A 17,660-nucleotide genomic window follows, 5' to 3' on the forward strand; every position below is an offset into this window, starting at 1 on the left:
CGGGGTGCGGAGGTCAGCGACCGGACTTGCGTGGATCGCGGTAGCTGTTCGGGGAGAACACCCACATGCCGCCGTGGTGCTCGACGTTCCGTATCCGCGTGCGGACCTGCCAGCGCAGGCCCAGCAGGCGGAAGATCATCTCGTCCCGCCGCGCCATCTGCCGCATCACGAAGATGACGGGCGGGATCAGCAGCAGGCAGAACATGTCGACGTAGAAGGCGAGCAGCAGGCAGGAACCGGCCCCGATGAAGAACGGCATGTAGGGCACGCCGAGGAACATCGCGGGCCGGGTGCAGCCCCGGAACAGCACGTTCTTATGCATACATGGGCAGCAGCTGCACGACCACGGAGATCGGGTTGGTCTCGTCGCCGTCGCCAATCAGCATGTTCGCGATCTGCGCCGCGGCGCCGATCATGAAGCCGCCGATGAGGACCGGCGCCACGTCGGAGATGCGCTTGTGGGCGAACGCGATCTGGTAGCCGGCGAAGATCACGGCGATGGTCACCACCGCGACCGAAGCGATGTTGAGAAGGCTGTTGATGTTGCGGAAGAAGTCCCGCACGTCGTTGTCGGTGCCTTCCAGGCCCGACTGGGCGAAGGCAAGGCCCGGCAGCGCAACGAGCGCGAGCAGGGCCAGCGCGGCGAGCAGGGAACGGGGGGTGCGGGTGCGGGACGGCGTCATGGTGGATCTCCTGGGTGATGCGCGAGGCCGCGCGTGACGGGTGGACTCAGAACACGAAGGCTGCGTCGGCGGGTGGCCCGGGCTCGACGGGCGGCGGACTGCCGGGTACGGGAGCGGATGTCGCCGCGGGTGCCGTTCCTGCGGCAACCAGCCGTGGCGGCCCGCCTTGTGCGTCGAGCACGGCCACCGCGGCGTTCGACGCAGGCTCCGATGCATGTGGCGCGGCGGGCGGCGGCACGGGGGCGACCGGCACGATGCGCGCGGCGATCCGTCGCGCCGACGCGGACGCGGACGCAGGGGCGGACGCGCCAGCGGGACGCGCGGTACGCGCCGCGACGCGCGAGCGCGCGACCGCATTGCGCGACGGGTGCCCGACCACGTCGATCGCGAGGGACTCGTCCGCCGCAGGCTGGGCGCCGGGCGCGCGCCGCATGGACGCGAAAACCTTCTGGACGTAGCCGTGCCGGTAGCCGGTGACGAAGTTGCCCGAGTAGTAGCAACTGAACGCCCGGCCCCAGTCGCCCCCGGAGCGCCCATGGCACTCGGCCAGGATGCGCGAGCCGGCCTGCAGGTTGGGGCAGGCCTGGAAAGCCTGCTCGTAGCTCGCAAGGCCCTGTTTGGCGAGGTTGTAGCGATTGACCTGCGCCAGGCCCAGCGAGAAGTTGTAGCCGCGCCGCTCGAGCATGCGCGCCGTGGCGACCGCCTCGGCGAGGTTGCGGGGCTGCCGCACGAGCCGGCCCCCGACGACACCGATGGCGTAGGGGTTGAACGAGGACTCGACCTGCACGACGTGCTGCATGACCTCGCGCGGTACCGCGAGGTCCGGACAGGCCATCAGTTCGATGCCGAACATGCGCTCACGCTCCCTGTGCTCCCGTCGGCCGCTCGCCGGCGGCCCGCCCCTTCCCTGAGACCCACGCCGCGCGTGCTGGCGCGGCCCAGGTCATTTACCCACGCGCCCGGAATCGCTGTCAATCGCGGCTGAGCGGCGCTCCGCATCGCCGATGGCGCCTGCACGACGGTCATGCGGCCACCTGCCTGCGGGGGTCGAAATCGATGCCGGTGATGCGGCGCTCGCCGGCATGCGCCCGGATGTGCACGACGATGTCGATGGTCAACATCAGCAGACGCTTGATGACGGAGAACTCCAGCCCCGAGCCTTCCGCGGACGCCTTGACCATCAACGCCAGCTGGTCCCAGGTCTGTGCCGTGCTGCCTGCGTGGCAGCTGGTGATCGAACCGGGGTGGCCCGAGGCGCAGTTGCGGATGAAATAGAAGGACTCGTCGCCACGCAGCTCGGCCAGGATGATGCGGTCGGGCTTCATGCGCAGGCAGGCCTCCATGCAGGTCTTGGCAGTGACGTTGCTGGTGCTCTGCCCGCCTTTGGAATAGAGCAGGTGGACGACGTTGGGCTGGCCGAGGAACAGCTCGCGCGCATCCTCGATGGTGATCAGGCGTTCGTCCCGGGGGATGTGGTCCACCAGCGATTTCATGAAGGTGGTCTTGCCGCTGCCGGTCGCGCCCGAGACGACGATGTTCTTGCGGTATTCGACCGCGCGCCGGAAGAAGCCGGCGAAGTCGCCGCAGGCCTTGAGGTGGAGCAGCTCCGCGTCATGCTCGGAGACCTCGGCGGGCGCAGCCATGAGCTGGGAGAAGAAGCCGTCCTGTTCGTACTGCTCGAGGCTGCGGGCCTGCCGCGACGGCAGCCGGATGGTGATGGAGACCTTGCCGGCGTCGCAGGCCGGCGGGATCACGAACTGCGCGCGCTGGCCGGTGGGGAATGTCAGCGAGACGACCGGGTCCGCATCGGTGATGCGCTGGCCGGTGTTGCTTTCGTTCACGACCGCGGTGCAGAACTGCCGGGCGCGCTCGAAGGTGAGCGTGGGCACCTCCACCCGCTGCCAGCCGCCGCGCGTCTCCAGGTAGAGCTCGCCGGGCCGGTTCACGCAGATCTCGGTGACGTCGGGCGAGCGCAGATATGGCGCGATGCCGAGCACCTCGTACTGGTAGTCGAGGAACTCGCTGGAGACCTGCGCGAGCGGTGGCGTGTCGAAACTCATGGCTCAGCGGCGGGCGACGACGCTGGAGAAGTCGATGTCGCGTGCGACGTAGACGTTCACCACGACGCCCTGGTTGACAGTCAGCGTCGCGCGACGGCGGGCGCCAGCGCTGATGGCCTGCTGCGCCACGCGCTCGAGCGACTGCGCGGTCTTGCTCTCGAACGGCGCTTCGACCACGAGATTGTCGGTGGCGTACGTCGTGCCGGGCCCGTGCTTGGCCGCGGCGTATTCGAAGCCGTCCGCGATGAGGCTGATCAGCAGCGCGCTGGCGATGCGGCTGGGCCAGTGAGCGTCGTAGTGGCCGGGGTGGCCGGCGCTGCCCATGCCGTCCACACCGGGGTTGGCCATGCTGACGTCGATGCCGTTCGGCGTGGTGATGCGATCCCACACCACGGCCACGCGCGGGCCGTCCGGCCCTTCCTCATAGCGCCCCAGCACCTTCGAGCCCTTTGGCAGCAGCAGGCTGCGACCGTTGATCGAGTACACGGGCTCGGTGACGATGCAGGAGGTGTAGCCCGGCACGTCGGTCACGATGCGCGTCTCGAGCACGCAGCGGATGTAGGTGCCGCGCACGAGCAGCGCGTCGGGGTTGGCGATGTAGCGCGCACCGTCGCGCGCGGTGGCCTTGACCGGCTCGGCCTTGGCCGCGGCGGGATTGGCGGCCTGCATGCTCGCGAGCATGGCCTGGGCGTAAGCCTCCTGCGGCGATGCCGGCCTGCCGGAGGCCGTGTCCTCGCCCATGCGGCGCTCCAGCAGCGACAGCGGGCGGGGCTCGGCCGATGCGGGCATGCCGTAGCCCGGCGGCGGCGGCGGGGGCGGGGGCGGCGCGGCCGCGTACGCCGGCATCGGCTCGGGCTCGGGGAGCGGCGGCAGCGGGGCAAGATCGGCGGCGTACGCGGCGTCCGCACCATAAGGCGGCGTCGACGCCAGCGGGACCGGTTCTGCGGCTGCCGCCTGTGGCAGCTCGGGGATCTTCACGACCTCGCTCGGCGGCTTGATCGCCTTGTCCGCGTCCTTGTCGGTGGCGCGCGCGAACATCCACAGGGCCATCAGCACCAGCATGCCGACGATGCCGGCCAGGAACAGCAGCGCCTTGCGGTTGATGCGCTGTGCCTCGGCCTGCCGCAGCATCGGACCGGTGTCTTCCAGCTGCGGAGCCTCGGCGCCGTAGCCTTCGCGCTGAACTGACGCAGCGGAGGGCTCGTGGCCGGGGAGATAGGGATTGGGCGCGTTCGGGTTCATCGGGCGGGGTTCCGGCGCAGGCCGACCACGTGCCTGCCGTGGCGGATGACGAGGTAGCGGTAGGTGCCATGGACGACGATGGTTCCGTCCTCGACGGTGGTGTTCACCACGAAGTCCTCGCCGTTCTGCGTATCGCGCCCGAACACGGCAGGGAAGCTGCCGCTGGGGAAGGCGGCCATGTCGCTGAGGCGGATGTAGGTGAACTGGCCATCGTCGTGCACGTTGACCGGCACCAGTGCGCGCAGCTTCGTGCGCGTGGCGTAGTCGTAGTCGAAGTGGTAGGCACGGCCCGCCTCGAGTCGGGTGCTCAGCGCGGGCGCCTTCTCGGCGACGTTCTCGGCGCGGAAGCGCGTGTCCTTCGGGTAGACGAACGAGACCTTGTACTGCACGCCGGCGTTCTTGGCCTGGTCGAGGGCGCGCCAGTCGGTGGCGACCACGCGCAGCTCGAAGATGTACGAATGCGTCTCCGTGCGCACGACGAGGTTGGTGTCGACGTCGACGTTCTTGGGCTTGACGTAGAACACGTTGTCGCGCCGCGTGAGCTCCCAGCCATTGGAGAAGCCGGTGCTGTAGTCGATGACGTTCTCGTCGGGGCTGAGCTCGATCTGCGTGGTGATGCCCAAGCCGGTGCGGATGGGGTAGATGCGGTCAGGCACGTACTCGTACTGCTGCACGGCCTGCGCCTGCGCGCAAGAGGCATAGGCGCCGAGCGCGAGGGCGGCGGCAAGCAGCAGCGCCTTCATCGCGCACCTCCCTGCACCGAACCGGTGGCGGGCGCGGGCTGCGCCTGCACGGGTGCCACAGCCTGGGCGGGAAGCGCCGCCTGCGGCATGGGCGACGATGCCAGCCCCGTCGGCATCGGTGCGTGCATCGCAGCCGGCAGCGCCTCGGCGGGGCCCCCGGCCACGCCCTGCGGGACCGCCGTCATCGGCGTGCCGGCGGGCGCCGGCGTGGCCACGACCGCCGGCGGCGGCGTGCTGGCGAAGTCGGTATCGACGCGATAGCTGGTCACATGGAAGCCCAGCGGATTCTCGATCCGGTGCTTCTCGTCCATCTTGAGGTTCTTGTTGTAGGTGAACTCGAGGGTGGCGATGCGGTTGTCCAGGAACTCGGTGTAGCCGTTGGACTTGTCGTAGAGGCTGCGCTGGAAGCGCGCGGTGGCGCCCTTCGGCCGTTGCGTCGCGCTGCCGCCGATCATCTGGATGCTGTTGATCTGCACGCGGATCGCCTTGGCCTTCCCGTAGACGTTGAACGGGCTTTCGGGGTTCTGCGAGGAATTGAGCGTCGTGTACTCGGTGGCCACCTGGGGAGCGGACATCGTGTGGACGGTGGTCCAGTCGCGCAGCTTGAGGAGGGCGAGGTCGTAGGACTCGCGCGCAAGCACGTAGTGCGCGACGTTGCTGCGATGGAGCGCGTCCCACTGGGTGACACTCAGATCGTCCAGCCCGCCCGTCAGGCGCGCGACCGTGGCGGTGCCGCTGTAGGCGTCGGCCATCACCAGGTAGGGCACCTTTTCCTTGAGCGGAAGCATCACGAGGTAGCCCGCGCCCAGCAGCACGGACAGCGCGACGGCGCTCCCGGCCACCCACCAGGCGCGTCGCTCGCTGCGGCGCGCGAGGTCGGCCAGGCTGACCTCGTAGTTCACGGCGCGTCCGACCGCGAGCTCGACGCGCCCGCCCGCATCCTTCGCGTCCCGGCGCTTCACGGCGCGGCCTCCGGCGCGGTGGCGCGCACGACGATGCGCTCGCCCTCCACCGCCACCGCGACGCGCTGGGCCGCGTAGATCCCGTTGAGGCGTGCCACCGCGGCATCGAGGTCGTCGGTGCGCAGCTCGGCGACGGGTGCGTGCAGCGTGAAGTCCGACGCGTGCTGGTAGGCGAGCGTCATGTGCCGGTCGCGTGCCCAGCGCTCGAGCATGCCCTTGAGCGTGCGGTCCATGGGCGTTGCGTAGAAGGTGTACGCCGGACGCAGCGGGATCTCCTGGGCCTGCGCGGGATAGCGGTTGACGGGCGTCCAGCGCCCCCCGATGCCGGGCGCGGGACGCGCCGCGCAAGCGCCGAGCAGGACGAGGAACGACAGGAGGAACGCGGCCGGGAGGCCACGCAGCGATGCCTTGCGAACGTTCACGGAGCACCCACGGAAAATGCTGGACACGGCAGGCCGCGGCGCGGATGCGCAGGCGACATGCGGCGGATCGGGACACAGTCCCGCAGTGAGATCGATGCGTGTGGCGCGGCGGCGCGTTCGGTGCGTGTGACCCGGCGTCCTGCCGCGAATGGCTGTCCTTGCTCCCCCTTCCCTGTCCGACGTTGTTCGTCAGCGACCCGCGTGGCGGGCCCGCTCATCCCCGAGCATTGCGAGCCCGACGGGCTCGCGGCGTACGTTAGCCATGCATGCGCGCGACGTCAACATGGCGCCGCCGCAGGTGCACTAGACCGGAAGGCGTGGCACCTGGACCTTCGGAAGAAGCCGCTGCGTGAAGTAGGAATCCTTGTAATAGCGGATCTTCTCGGCCATGACCGGATGGGGGATGCCCTCGTACATGACGATCTGCCGGTCGGGGCCCATGGCCTTGAGCTCCTGCGGCAGCATGAGGGCGCGGCGCTCGAGCACCTCGTTGCGGGTGACGTCGCGGCCACGCGTCACGCTCTGGCGACGCACCGTGGTGTAGCCCAGCATCTCGGAATAGTCGTTGGCGTCCTGCTGCTCGCGCGGTGCGTAGACGATCTGCAGCGCGTGGTTGGTGATGAGGGTGCGCGAAAGCTCCTTGCCGTAGGTCGCGTCGAGCTGCGCCATGCTCTGCACGATGGGCAGCAGGCGCAGGTTGTAGCCGGCCATGTAGGCCACCGCGCTGGCGATGATGTCGACGCGGCCGATGGAGGTGAACTCGTCCATCAGCAGCAGGCACTGGTGCCGGAGCGACGGGTCGTTCTGCGGCAACTCGCGTGTGTTGAGGCCGATGAGCTGGCTGAAGAAGAGGTTCACGATCAGCCGGCTCTCGGCCAGCTTGTTGGGCTGGATGCCGATATAGATGCTCATGCGCTTTCTGCGCACGTCGGTGAGCAGGAAGTCGTCGGCGCTGGTGGCGGCGTCGAGGACGGGATTGATCCAGGCGTTCAGCGGCTCCTTGAAGGTACCGATGATCGAGGCGAAGGTCTCGTCGGCCTGGCTCAGCAGCGTGGCGAAGGCCATGCGCGCGGGCCCGCCCAGGAACGACTGCTGCGACAGCGTGCGCAGCCAGGCGCGCAGGTCGCTGCCGTCGCCCGAGGACAAGCGGTAGATCGCGCCGAGCGTGGGCGCCTGCGCGCCCGGGAAGCCGGCGGCCTGTTCGTGGTCGTGCTTGTCGAAAAGATACAGCGCGAAGGCGAGGAAGGCGTTGCGCGCCTGGCTCACCCAGAATTTCTGCTCGTCGACCGTGTCGGGGTAGAGCATGGCCGCGATGGCCTGCAGGTCGGAGATGCGGAAGGCCGGGTCGGAAGAGACGTAGTTCAGCGGGTTCCAGCGATGCGTGCGACGGTCTTCGGCGAACGGATTGAAGAGGTACACCTCGTGGCCCTGGGCGGCTCGCCAGCCGGAGGTCAGGTCGAAGTTCTCCTGCTTGATGTCGAGCACCACCACCGAATCGCCGTACTCGAGCAGGTTCGGGATGACCACGCCCACGCCCTTGCCCGAGCGCGTGGGCGCGGCCAGGATCGCGAACTGCTGGCCCGGCAGGCGCAGCAGCCTGCCGTTGAACCGGCCCACGACCAGCGCGCTGGGGCCGCCGTCGAACAGCCCGTGGCGGGCGAGGTCGGAGGCCTTCGCGAAGCGCGCATCGCCATGCAGGGCGCGCCGCGGTGTTCGCAGCGCGACGGCCAGCAGGCCGACGCAGGCCAGCGCCGGCAGGCCGAAGCCGAGGGCGCCCGCGGCCTTGATCCTGCCGGCGTAGGGACGCACCTGCGGCAGGTCCAGCGTGCGCAGGTAGTCCAGATAGACCGCCCAGCCGGCGGCGGCGCCGTCGACGCCCAGCAGCATGGTGGTGAAGCGGCCGGCCAGGTACAGCCCGGCCGTGGCGGCCAGCGCCAGCACGATGAGCGCGAACAGCAGGCGGGCGTGCATCAGCGCAGCCCCCGCGGGCGCATCGCACGCACGGGCGTGCCGGGCCGCTGCGCCTCGCGGCGGTCGACCCAGTCGCGCGCGGCCTCGAAGCTGATGTCCTCGTGCAGCCAGCTGCCGGCGGCGTCGACCACTACCCAGGGGCGCGGGCGGTCGTCCTCACGCAGGTCGAGGACCCGGTAAGGGCCACGGGAATACAGGCTGATGTCGTGCATGGCGGCCTCCTTTCCGCGCTTCGCGCCCGTCCCGGGCGCCGCGGCACTAGCGTAGCGGCCGGCGGCGGCGGCGTCACGCATGCCGCGGGCGTGCGACGCCGCTACCCTATGCGCCCCACGCATCGCGGAGCCCCCCCATGAGCCTCAAGCAACGCCTCACCGACGACATGAAGGCCGCCATGAAGGGCGGCGACAAGGGCACGCTGGCGGTGATCCGCCTGGTCAATGCCGCGATCAAGCAGAAGGAAGTGGACGAGCGCGTGGAGCTGGACGACGCGGGGGTGGTGGCCGTGCTCGACAAGATGGTGAAGCAGCGCCGCGACTCGGTCGCGCAGTACGAATCGGCCGGGCGCGAGGACCTGGCCCAGGCCGAGCGCGACGAGATCGTGGTGATCGAGCGCTACCTGCCGCAGAAGATGGGCGAGGCCGAGATCGCCGCCGCCATCGAGGCCGCGGTCGCCGAAACCGGCGCGAGCTCCGCGGCCGACATGGGCAGGCTGATGGGCGTGCTCAAGCCGCGCCTGGCCGGCCAGGCCGACATGGGCCTGGTGTCGAAGCTGGTGAAGCAGCGCCTGGGCTGAGCCACCCGGCCGCGATCGCGGCGCGATGACGGGGGCGCGTGGCATGGTCCGCGCATGGCCCTGCCGACGCCGACCGATCCCACGCGCCCGGCCACCCCGCCCCCGGTGGCCGACCAGCTCGATCCGACCGCCCCCGCCTCGATCACGCAGGCCGACGGCGCACCGCCGCCGGCGCCGGTGCGCTCGCGCGTGCGTCGCGCAGGCATCGGCTCGCTGCCGATGGCGCTGCTGCGGCGCTTCATCGACGCCCAGGTGGTGACGCACGCGGCGGCACTGGCCTTCTACGCGGTGCTGTCGCTGGCGCCCTTGATGCTGCTGGCGCTGTGGACCACCGCCTCCAGCGATGCCGCCCAGGCCGCATTGGTCGGGCAGATCGGCCTGCTCGCCGGCCCGGAGGCGCAGACGGTGGCGCGCACCGTGCTCGAGCATGCGCAGGCCATGCCCGACACCGGCTCGCTGGCGGGCTGGTGGAGCATCGCGCTGCTGGTGGTGGGCGCCAGCGCCGTGTTCGCGCAGCTGCAGGAGGCGCTCAACGCGGTCTTCCGCACCGACGCCACCGCGCTCGCCGGCGTCTGGAACTGGCTGCGCAAGCGCCTGCTCTCCTTCGGCCTGCTGCTGGCGCTGGGCTTTCTCCTGCTGATCTCGCTCACGGTCTCCACGCTGCTGGAGCTCACCGTGGGGCGCTTCGTGCAGGGCGAGTCGGTGGCCACGCTGGCCGGCCTGGTCGTCTACACCCTGGCCTTCGCGCTGATGTACCGCTACCTGCCCGACCGCCGCGTACGCTGGCCGCTGGCCTTCGGCGGCGGCGCGCTCACCGCGGTGCTGTTCCTGGCCGGCCGCGCCTTCATCGCCTGGTACCTGGCGCGGGCGACCACCGCCTCGGCCTACGGCGCGATGGGCGCGCTGGTGCTGGCGATGCTCTGGGTCTACTACGCGGCGGTGATCCTCTACGCCGGCGCGGTGGTGACGGCGACCATCGACGAACGCCTGGGCGTGCTGCCGCCGGCCGGCCCGGCCGACGGGGCCCCGGCGACGGGCTGACGGGCGCGGCGCATCGCCTGCGACCGGCTCCCGGCATGCTGGCCCGACCTGGCCCGTGAGCGCGTCCGCTGCCGCCGCGCCAGCAGCCCGGGCCGCGGCCCCGCCGCCGCGCGGGCTAGACTGGGCGGGGACGCATCTCGTCCGCGACGCATCCTTCGCGCCGCCATGCACCGGCCCTGCCCGGACGCGGCGTACGCCACCGCCTGACCATGGCCCGCATCCCCGACGCCTTCATCGACGACCTCCTCGCCCGCTCCGACATCGTCGAAGTGGTCGGCTCGCGCGTCCCGCTCAAGCGCCAGGGCAAGGAGTTCTCGGCGCGCTGCCCCTTCCACGACGAGCGCTCGCCCAGCTTCACCGTCTCGCCGACCAAGCAGTTCTACCACTGCTTCGGCTGCGGGGCGCACGGCACGGCGATCAGCTTCCTCATGAACTACGACCGCCTGGAGTTCCTCGACGCGGTGGAGGAGCTGGCCAAGCGCGTGGGCATGGAAGTGCCACGCGAGACGAAGCAGCGCGTGGCCGATCCGCAGCTGCAGGAGCTGTACGGCGCGATGGAGGCGGCGAGCCAGTTCTTCCGCCAGCAGCTGCGTGCCTCGCCCAAGGCGCGTGCGTACTTCGACGCGCGCGGCGTGAGCGAGGCCGTCCGCGAGCAGTTCCAGCTCGGCTACGCGCCCGACGGCTTCGAAGCGCTGAAGAACGCGCTGGGCACGGACGCGCACAGGCTCGCGCTGCTCGAGCGCGGCGGGCTGTTCTCCAAGAACGATGCCGGGCGTGTGTACGACAAGTTCCGCGACCGCGTGATGTTCCCCATCTTCGACCGCCGCGGCCGGCCCATCGCATTCGGCGGGCGCGTCATCGACAAGGACGACGGCCCCAAGTACCTCAACTCGCCGGAGACGCGGCTGTTCCACAAGGGCCGCGAGCTCTACGGCCTGTGGCAGGTGCGCGGCGCGAACCAGCGCATCGAGCGGCTGATCGTGGTCGAGGGCTACATGGACGTGATCGCGCTGTTCCAGAACGGCGTGACGCAGGCCGTGGCCACGCTGGGCACGGCGACCACGTCCGACCATGCCGAGCTGCTGTTCCGCAATGCGCCCGACGTGTACTTCTGCTTCGACGGCGACCGCGCCGGCCGCGCGGCGGCATGGAAGGCGGTGGAGTCGGTGCTGCCACGCATGAAGGACGGACGCCAGGCCTTCTTCCTGTTCCTGCCCGAAGGCGAGGACCCGGACTCGATCGTGCGAAGCGAAGGCCGGGACGGTTTCGAAGCGCGCCTGCAGTCGGCCACGCCGCTGTCGCAGTTCCTGTTCGATTCGCTGTCCGACGGCGTGAACCTGTCCACGCTGGAGGGCAAGGGACGGCTGGCCGAGCGCGCCAAGCCGCTCCTGGCGCAGATTCCCGACGGCGCCTTCGCCGACCTGATGCGCCAGCGGCTCACCGAGCTCACCGGCGTGGGCGCGCGCAGCGCGCAGCCGGAAACGCACGTGCCCGCGCAGCGCGCCCGCGCCGCCATGCGTGGCGCGGCGCCGCCACCCAGGCAGAGCCTGGTGCGCAGCGCGATCCTGCGCATCCTGCACGTGCCGGCGCTCGCGCTGGAGATACCGGCCGACCCGCCCTTCGCCGAACTGCGCCAGCCCGGTATCCCGCTGCTGATCGAGCTGGTGCGGCTGGTGCATGCGCGCCCGGACATCGGCGCTGCCGCGCTGGTCGAGCACTTCGCCGGGCGCGAGGAGCACGAGCCGCTGCAGAAGCTGATGGTGCAGACCCTGCCGGGCATCGACGCGAACTGGCGCGCGGAGCTTCTGGACAACGTCGCCCTGCTCAACCGCGCGACCATCGAACAGCGCATCGAGGAGCTGCAGGCGCGCCAGCGCGAGAAGGGGCTGGACGAGGCGGAGAAGGAGAGCCTGCGCGCGCTGCTCCGGCAGCGTGCGGGCATCGGCCTGCCATAGCGCGCGACGTCGCCACGGCGCTCGTGCCCGCCGTGGCCGGGATCGGCGGACGCGGCCTGCGCGTCCGAACGCAGGCTCCGGCCCGCCACGTCGCGGCGCCCGGACGGCACCGCTTTACCGCGCAGGGAGGGGCCGCGAGGGGACGTCGACGTGTACCGTCGCCCGGAAACGGCTCGCCTTGAAACGGTTCGGACGACGGCCATGGCAAGGCGACGGAACCGGCCGCGGCCCGCACGCCGGCGCGCGGCCTGCCGCCGCTAGGCGACAGCGACGCGATTGCGTCCCGCAGTCTTGGCGGCGTACAGCGCCGCGTCGGCACGCGCCAGCAGTTCGGCGGCCGACTCACCGGGAAGGTACTCGGCCACGCCCGCGGAGAACGTGGCGGAAAGCTCCCCGGCCGCGGTCGCGAACCCATGCGCCTCGACGCCCGTGCGGATGCGCTCGACACACAGGCTGGCGCCATCGAGGCGGGTGTGCGGCATCAGCAGGAGGAACTCCTCGCCGCCGTAGCGACCGAAGGCATCGTCCATGTCCTGCCGCGCCAGCAGGTCGAGCGTGCGTGCCTGCGCGCGCACGAAGTCGCAGAAGCCGCGCAGGACCTCGTCGCCCACGTGGTGGCCGTAGGCGTCGTTGAAGCGCTTGAAGTGGTCGATGTCGATGATCGCCACCGAGAACGGCAGTCCGAAGCGCTCGGCCCGTGCGCGCTCGGCGTCCAGCGCATGCAGGAGGAAACGGCGATTGCGCACGCCGGTGAGTTCGTCGCGCTCGGAGAGCTCCTGCACGCGCGCCAGCGCCGCCTGCAGGTCGCGCTTGCGTTCGGCGAGCTTGGCCCGCAGCCGGGCGAAGTAGCCGCCGAGGAACGAGAGCCAGACCAGGATCATCACCAGCGCCACCATCCGCAGCACCTCGGCGCGGAACGCGGGCGTGTCGAGCGGGCGGTCGTGGAACTCCAGCAGCACCAGCAGGGCATAGGCCCCCGCCGCCACCAGCGCCAGCCGCAGGAACTGCAGCGTGCTCAGGCCGAACAGGCCGAAGAAGAACATCGCCACGAACAGCATCAGCATGACGCTGCGGGCCTCCCCGCGCATCGCATGCAGGGTGACGACCGCCAGCGCGATGGCGACCACGATCTGCGGGACCAGCAGCGCCGGGTCGGCGAAGCGCCGGCTGAAGCCGCTGCGGATGGCCACGAAGAAGACGCCGTTGATCAGCAGCGCGATGGCCAGCAGCGCGACGAGGCCGTACCAGCCACCGTCCACCCAGCCCCAGTGGACCGCCAGCGCACCCGGGGCCAGGAACATGAGGTAGCTCGCCTGCCCCATGAGCTGGCGCGACAGCCGCAGACGGGTGATGGGGTCGCGAGACAGCAGGCGGTCGAAGGCCATGCGTGCACCCTAACGCTGCTTGCGCGCGTCCGCGATGGCCGGCGGGGCGGGCGGAAGCGCCGGTTCAGCGAGCGTCCTTGACCACGTCGCCGCCCTTCATCACGAAGGGCACGGCTTCCAGCAGGCGCACGTCGGCGGTGGGATCGCCGCTGACCGCGACGAGGTCGGCCAGGCGGCCGGCTTCCAGCACGCCCACGTCGTCGCGGCCGAGGGCCTGCGCGGCGTTGAGCGTCGCGCTCTGGATCGCCTGCACCGGGCTCATGCCGTAGCGCACCATCACCGCGAACTGGCGGCCGTTGTCGCCGTGCGGATGCACGCCCGCATCGGTGCCGTAGACCATGCGCACGCCCGCGGCATGCGCGCGGCGGAAGTTCTCGCGCTGGATCTCGGCGATCTCGCGGTCCTTGCGCAGATTGTCCTCGAGCACGCCGTTCCTGCGGCCCTCGGCCTGCGTGTACTCGGTGTTGTAGATGTCCATCGACAGCCAGGCGCCGTGCTGCTTCGCCAGCCGGATGCCCTCCTCGTCGATGAGCGAGGCGTGCTCGATGGTGTCGACGCCGGCGCGGATCGCATCGCGGATGCCCGCCGCGCCGTGCGCGTGCGCGGCCACCTTCAGGCCCAGCATGTGCGCGTCGTCGGCCACGGCCTTCATCTCGGCGTAGCTCATCTGCTGCTGGCCCGGCTCGGTATTGCGCGAGAACACGCCGCCGGTGGCGCAGATCTTGATGACCTGCGCGCCGTACTTGCGCAGCGTGCGCACCGCGCGTCGCGCCTCGTCCGGGCCATCGGCATTGAACGGGCTCTTCTCGTCCATCGACGGCGGGAAGAACGTGGAGTCGCAATGGCCGCCGGTGGCGCCGAAGGAATAGCCCGCGGTGACGATGCGTGGCCCGCGCACCTTGCCCTCGTCGATGGCCTGGCGCAGGCCGACGTCGTTCCAGGCGTCGGCGCCCACGTTGCGCACGGTGGTGAAGCCCGCCATCAGCGTCTTCTCCGCGTTCGGCACGCTGAGCATCGACCAGAAGCGGTCGCCGAACTGCAGGCCGGTGTAGCCGCCGTAGCTGGGGTCGCTGTCCAGATGCACGTGCATGTCGATCAGGCCGGGCAGCAGCGTCATGCCGGGCAGGTCGATGCGTCGTGCGTCGGCGGGCGCGGCGTCGCCCCGGCGCCCGACCGAGACGATGCGGCCATCGCGCAGCAGCAGCTGCGGCTGATCCACCAGGCGGCCCGTACGCACGTCCAGCATGCGTTCGGCCGTGACCACGGTGGCCGACACCTGCGCCGTGGCGGTCGCGGGCGCGAGCGCGGATGCGAGGGCGAGCAGGAGTGGAGCGATGCGGGCGGCGGACATGGCGGTCGCGATGCAGGGGCAGGCCGCGAGTATAGGCAGCGCGGCGCGGCGGCCGATGTGCCTCAGGGCAGGGGCGCGCCGCCGATGAGCGGCGCGGTCCGATGCCGCGGCAGCACGATGACGTGGTGATAGGCGCCGGACGTCGGGCCCGTGCGCTGGCCGGGCCCGTCCGCGGGCGCGGGGCCGCAGCGCTTGCGGCAGGCGCGGAATTCGCCACTGCGCGCGGTGATGCGGAACGACACCGGGTCGAGGTCGCGCAGCCACGCGCCCATCGGCACCTGCATCAGCGCCGGCGCGTTCGCGGGGCGCTCCAGCATGGCGTGGACGTTGCCCGTGGCCACCAGCAGCCGGCCGCGCGGCAGCGCGGCGTACGCGGCCCGCAGCACGGCCGCCATGCCGCGGTCGCGGGTGTGATGGTCGGGCGTGCCGGGCACGTCCATGGCCAGGACGGCGATGTCGCGCCCCGCGCTTCGCATGCGCCGCACGTGCTCGAACAGCTCGACGAGGGCCTCGTTGCGTCGCCCGTCGTTGCGCGGCGCAGGCAGCGTCCAGTAGGGCCGGCCGGTGAGCGCCGCGCGGGCCCGCGGGCCGCCGTCGGAGCGCAGGAAGGCGTCGATCGCGCGTTGCTCGGCCTGGTCGATCTCCACCGCGACCAGCACCGGGCCTTCCTCGCCGTACGCATCCGCGAGTGCGGCGACCAGCTGCGGCACCTCGCGCGTGCCGTGCAGCTCGCCCAGCAGGACCAGGCGCCGGGCGCCGGCGACGGACCGGACGACCTCGGCTGCGCGGATGATCGCTTCGCGCCCGTCGCCCGCGGTTTCAGGCGGTGGGGGCGCTGCCGCGGCGACGCGGGCGAGTGCGAGAACCGAGCACAGGACGAACAGCCATCGCAGCCAGACCATCGGCGTGGTTCCATCGGAAGGTTCACCGTCCGATGGGGCCGCACGCGGCAGGTCTCAAGCCATGGGCTGCAGCTCGAATGCCGGCGCCGGCGCCATCAGCGGCGCGAGCCAGTGGTCCACCAGCAGGAAGGCGAACAGCGCCATCAGGTAGACGATGGAATAGTTGAAGACGCGCATGGCGTAGAACTCGTCCGGCGGGTCCATGAGCTTCCAGGCATGCACCAGGAAGACCGCGCCCAGCACCAGCGCGCCGCCGAGGTAGAACACGCCGCTCATGCCCACCGCCCACGGCAGCACGGTCACCGCCACCAGCAGCACGGTGTAGATCAGGATCTGCCAGCGCGTGTACTCCACGCCATGGGTGACGGGCAGCATCGGCACCAGCGCGCGCGCGTAGTCCTCGCGGCGGAAGATGGCCAGCGCCCAGAAATGCGGCGGCGTCCACACGAAGATGATGAGCACCAGCAGCAGCGCGTGCGCCCAGTCCCAGTCGCCCTGCATGCCGGTGATCGCCGACCAGCCCAGCAGCGGCGGCGCCGCGCCGGCAATGCCGCCGATGACGATGTTCTGCGGCGTCGCGCGTTTGAGGAAGACGGTGTAGACCACCGCGTAGCCGATCAGCGAGGCGAAGGTGAGCACCGCGGTGATCGTGTTGACGAAGGCCACGAGCAACACCATCGACAGCACGCCGAGCACCAGCGCGAACGCGAGCGCGCGCGCCGGCGTGATCTGCCCCACCACGATCGGGCGCCACGAGGTGCGCGCCATCTTGGCGTCGATGCGCGAGTCCAGCAGCTGGTTGATCGCCGCCGCACTGGAGGCGGCCAGCCAGATGCCCACGAAGCCGAGCACCGACTCCTTCAGCGGCGGCAGGCCCGGCACGGCGAGGAACATGCCCACCAGCGCGGTGAACACGATCAGCGCGACCACGCGCGGCTTGGTGAGCGCCCAGTACTGGCGAAGCGTCGCCGTCATCGCTCAGGCCGCCGCCACGCGCGGCGGCTTGACCCGCGCGATCAGCGAAACCAGCACCGCCAGCAGCAGCACGGCCCCGGCGTTGTGCGCCACCGCCACGTGCAGCGGCAGGCCCAGGCGCACGTTGGCGATGCCGAGGGCGATCTGCGCCAGCGTCAGCAGCGCCAGCAGCGAGCCCCAGCCGCGCATGCCCGGCGTGCGCAGCAGGCGCAGCGCGAGCGCGAGAAGCACCACGAAAGCCACCAGCGCCATCATGCGATGCGCCATCTGGATGGCGATGCGCGAGGCGCCGTCGAGGATGCCGCCCTCGTAGTCCACCCCGATGCCGCGCCAGAGCACGAAGCCTTCGCGGAAGTCGGTGGGCGGCCACCACTTGCCCACGCAGGTCGGGAAGTCGGTGCCGCAGGCGAGCGCCGCATAGTTCGCGCTGGTCCAGCCGCCGAGTGCGATCTGCAGGCCCAGCACGGCCAGCGCCACCCACAGCCAGCGACGCAGCACGCGCGCATCGGCCAGGCGGATCGGCAGGTCGGTCGCGCGCCAGGCCATCCACAGCAGCAGCGAGAACGTGGTGAGCCCGCCGAGCAGGTGCGCCATGACCACGATCGGCTTGAGCAGCCAGGTCACCGTCCACATGCCCAGCAGCGCCTGGAAGACGATCACCATCAGCGTGACCGCCGCGATGCGCGCGAGATCGGCATTGCTCCAGCGCACCGCGGCGGCGAGCAGGATCAGCTCGCCCGCGACGGCGAGCACCACGGCCATCGTGTAATTGGCCTGCATGTACAGCGGGATCGACAGGCCGACCAGCGCCGCCGCCGCGAGTACCTGCGCGATGCCATGGCGACGACGGCGCGCGCCCAGCAGCGCCAGCGCCAGCACCAGCAGGCCGAGGATGGCGGCGAGATGGCGGTGCACCTGCTCGCGCCAGGCCTTGCTGTCCTCGAACACGCGCACCGCGGTGGCGGCGTGGTCCGCGGCCTCGCCGGCATGCGAAGGCCAGGTGGCGCGGCCATAGCAGGTCGGCCAGTCCGGACAGCTCAGGCCCGCGTGCGAGAGCCGCACGAATGCACCGAACACGATCACGCCCAGCGCCAGCGCCACCGCGAGCCAGGCGATGCGGTGGAAGTGGCGGTGCGTGGGGCGACTGGAGTCGCTTCGAGGCGTCGTGTTCATGG

The 17,660-nt window shown here is 71.0% G+C and carries 18 protein-coding genes; 3 read left to right on the forward strand and 15 right to left on the reverse strand.

All coding sequences use genetic code 11. The annotated features are described in order from the left end of the window. Positions 1-13: 13 nt before the first annotated feature. The 10 genes from EYQ95_RS16945 to EYQ95_RS16990 form a co-directional block, all read right to left on the reverse strand. The gene (locus EYQ95_RS16945) at positions 14-322 is read right to left on the reverse strand and encodes a type IV secretion system protein VirB3 (RefSeq protein WP_132328466.1); all 309 of its coding nucleotides are present in this window, start codon (positions 320-322) and stop codon (positions 14-16) included. Beyond that, positions 315-683, reverse strand: coding sequence for a TrbC/VirB2 family protein (locus EYQ95_RS16950; protein WP_132328468.1), 369 nt, complete (start codon positions 681-683; stop codon positions 315-317). Before EYQ95_RS16950 ends, EYQ95_RS16945 begins: the two co-directional genes overlap by 8 nt. Before the next feature lie 46 nt (positions 684-729). Next, a complete protein-coding gene (locus EYQ95_RS27230; protein WP_207916496.1) occupies positions 730-1,527 on the reverse strand; it encodes a lytic transglycosylase domain-containing protein in 798 nt (265 codons plus the stop codon). Positions 1,528-1,705: 178 nt separating this feature from the next. After that, positions 1,706-2,743: a P-type DNA transfer ATPase VirB11 gene (gene virB11, locus EYQ95_RS16960; RefSeq protein WP_132328472.1), complete on the reverse strand. Its 1,038-nt coding sequence runs from the start codon at positions 2,741-2,743 to the stop codon at positions 1,706-1,708. 3 nt (positions 2,744-2,746) lie between these two features. Next, positions 2,747-3,985: a TrbI/VirB10 family protein gene (locus EYQ95_RS16965; RefSeq protein ID WP_132328474.1), complete on the reverse strand. Its 1,239-nt coding sequence runs from the start codon at positions 3,983-3,985 to the stop codon at positions 2,747-2,749. Continuing rightward, on the reverse strand, positions 3,982-4,728 hold the full coding sequence (locus tag EYQ95_RS16970) for a TrbG/VirB9 family P-type conjugative transfer protein (RefSeq protein WP_132328476.1): 747 nt from the start codon (positions 4,726-4,728) through the stop codon (positions 3,982-3,984). Before EYQ95_RS16970 ends, EYQ95_RS16965 begins: the two co-directional genes overlap by 4 nt. Then, positions 4,725-5,690, reverse strand: coding sequence for a virB8 family protein (locus EYQ95_RS16975; protein WP_132328478.1), 966 nt, complete (start codon positions 5,688-5,690; stop codon positions 4,725-4,727). Before EYQ95_RS16975 ends, EYQ95_RS16970 begins: the two co-directional genes overlap by 4 nt. Next, positions 5,687-6,112, reverse strand: a complete 426-nt coding sequence (locus EYQ95_RS16980; RefSeq protein WP_243699962.1) for a toxin co-regulated pilus biosynthesis Q family protein — start codon at positions 6,110-6,112, stop codon at positions 5,687-5,689. Before EYQ95_RS16980 ends, EYQ95_RS16975 begins: the two co-directional genes overlap by 4 nt. A 303-nt stretch (positions 6,113-6,415) precedes the next feature. Beyond that, entirely contained in the window at positions 6,416-8,083 is a 1,668-nt protein-coding gene (locus EYQ95_RS16985; protein WP_132328480.1) for a type IV secretory system conjugative DNA transfer family protein, read from the reverse strand. Further along, positions 8,083-8,295 (reverse strand): hypothetical protein, encoded by a 213-nt coding sequence (locus tag EYQ95_RS16990; RefSeq protein WP_132328482.1) that lies wholly within the window; start codon positions 8,293-8,295, stop codon positions 8,083-8,085. Before EYQ95_RS16990 ends, EYQ95_RS16985 begins: the two co-directional genes overlap by 1 nt. 137 nt (positions 8,296-8,432) lie before the next feature. On the opposite strand from EYQ95_RS16990, the gene EYQ95_RS16995 reads away from it, so the two are divergent. The 3 genes from EYQ95_RS16995 (at position 8,433) to dnaG (ending at position 11,872) form a co-directional block, all read left to right on the forward strand. Then, a complete protein-coding gene (locus EYQ95_RS16995; RefSeq protein WP_132328484.1) occupies positions 8,433-8,876 on the forward strand; it encodes a GatB/YqeY domain-containing protein in 444 nt (147 codons plus the stop codon). Between the two features lie 54 nt (positions 8,877-8,930). Continuing rightward, complete coding sequence (locus EYQ95_RS17000) at positions 8,931-9,917, forward strand: YihY/virulence factor BrkB family protein (RefSeq protein WP_132328486.1); 987 nt, start codon at positions 8,931-8,933, stop codon at positions 9,915-9,917. Positions 9,918-10,126: 209 nt separating this feature from the next. After that, positions 10,127-11,872, forward strand: coding sequence for a DNA primase (gene dnaG / locus EYQ95_RS17005; protein ID WP_132328488.1), 1,746 nt, complete (start codon positions 10,127-10,129; stop codon positions 11,870-11,872). A gap of 257 nt (positions 11,873-12,129) precedes the next feature. Here dnaG and EYQ95_RS17010 read toward each other — a convergent pair whose 3' ends face one another. The 5 genes from EYQ95_RS17010 to EYQ95_RS17030 all read right to left on the reverse strand — a co-directional run bounded on the left by EYQ95_RS17010 (position 12,130) and on the right by EYQ95_RS17030 (position 17,658). After that, positions 12,130-13,257, reverse strand: coding sequence for a diguanylate cyclase (locus tag EYQ95_RS17010; RefSeq protein WP_132328490.1), 1,128 nt, complete (start codon positions 13,255-13,257; stop codon positions 12,130-12,132). Positions 13,258-13,321: 64 nt separating this feature from the next. Beyond that, positions 13,322-14,608 carry an amidohydrolase family protein gene (locus EYQ95_RS17015; RefSeq protein ID WP_132328493.1) on the reverse strand — a complete coding sequence of 429 codons (1,287 nt, stop codon included), beginning with the start codon at positions 14,606-14,608 and terminating at the stop codon, positions 13,322-13,324. Between the two features lie 62 nt (positions 14,609-14,670). Then, positions 14,671-15,510, reverse strand: coding sequence for a calcium-binding protein (locus EYQ95_RS17020; RefSeq protein ID WP_132328495.1), 840 nt, complete (start codon positions 15,508-15,510; stop codon positions 14,671-14,673). Positions 15,511-15,564: 54 nt separating this feature from the next. Continuing rightward, positions 15,565-16,485: a heme o synthase gene (locus EYQ95_RS17025; RefSeq protein WP_132328497.1), complete on the reverse strand. Its 921-nt coding sequence runs from the start codon at positions 16,483-16,485 to the stop codon at positions 15,565-15,567. Between the two features lie 3 nt (positions 16,486-16,488). Further along, positions 16,489-17,658, reverse strand: coding sequence for a heme A synthase (locus EYQ95_RS17030; protein ID WP_132328499.1), 1,170 nt, complete (start codon positions 17,656-17,658; stop codon positions 16,489-16,491). Positions 17,659-17,660 lie beyond the last annotated feature (2 nt).

This window comes from Lysobacter sp. N42 (assembly GCF_004344885.1).

What these genes read in the sequence shown, in the direction of transcription:
- EYQ95_RS16945 (WP_132328466.1), bottom strand. Translation starts at nt 322, where the DNA reads ATGCATAAGAACGTGCTGTTCCGGGGCTGCACCCGGCCCGCGATGTTC.
- EYQ95_RS16950 (WP_132328468.1), bottom strand. Translation starts at nt 683, where the DNA reads ATGACGCCGTCCCGCACCCGCACCCCCCGTTCCCTGCTCGCCGCGCTG.
- virB11 (WP_132328472.1), bottom strand. Translation starts at nt 2,743, where the DNA reads ATGAGTTTCGACACGCCACCGCTCGCGCAGGTCTCCAGCGAGTTCCTC.
- EYQ95_RS16965 (WP_132328474.1), bottom strand. Translation starts at nt 3,985, where the DNA reads ATGAACCCGAACGCGCCCAATCCCTATCTCCCCGGCCACGAGCCCTCC.
- EYQ95_RS16970 (WP_132328476.1), bottom strand. Translation starts at nt 4,728, where the DNA reads ATGAAGGCGCTGCTGCTTGCCGCCGCCCTCGCGCTCGGCGCCTATGCC.
- EYQ95_RS16985 (WP_132328480.1), bottom strand. Translation starts at nt 8,083, where the DNA reads ATGCACGCCCGCCTGCTGTTCGCGCTCATCGTGCTGGCGCTGGCCGCC.
- EYQ95_RS16990 (WP_132328482.1), bottom strand. Translation starts at nt 8,295, where the DNA reads ATGCACGACATCAGCCTGTATTCCCGTGGCCCTTACCGGGTCCTCGAC.
- EYQ95_RS16995 (WP_132328484.1), top strand. Translation starts at nt 8,433, where the DNA reads ATGAGCCTCAAGCAACGCCTCACCGACGACATGAAGGCCGCCATGAAG.
- EYQ95_RS17000 (WP_132328486.1), top strand. Translation starts at nt 8,931, where the DNA reads ATGGCCCTGCCGACGCCGACCGATCCCACGCGCCCGGCCACCCCGCCC.
- dnaG (WP_132328488.1), top strand. Translation starts at nt 10,127, where the DNA reads ATGGCCCGCATCCCCGACGCCTTCATCGACGACCTCCTCGCCCGCTCC.
- EYQ95_RS17010 (WP_132328490.1), bottom strand. Translation starts at nt 13,257, where the DNA reads ATGGCCTTCGACCGCCTGCTGTCTCGCGACCCCATCACCCGTCTGCGG.
- EYQ95_RS17015 (WP_132328493.1), bottom strand. Translation starts at nt 14,608, where the DNA reads ATGTCCGCCGCCCGCATCGCTCCACTCCTGCTCGCCCTCGCATCCGCG.
- EYQ95_RS17020 (WP_132328495.1), bottom strand. Translation starts at nt 15,510, where the DNA reads ATGGTCTGGCTGCGATGGCTGTTCGTCCTGTGCTCGGTTCTCGCACTC.
- EYQ95_RS17025 (WP_132328497.1), bottom strand. Translation starts at nt 16,485, where the DNA reads ATGACGGCGACGCTTCGCCAGTACTGGGCGCTCACCAAGCCGCGCGTG.
- EYQ95_RS17030 (WP_132328499.1), bottom strand. Translation starts at nt 17,658, where the DNA reads ATGAACACGACGCCTCGAAGCGACTCCAGTCGCCCCACGCACCGCCAC.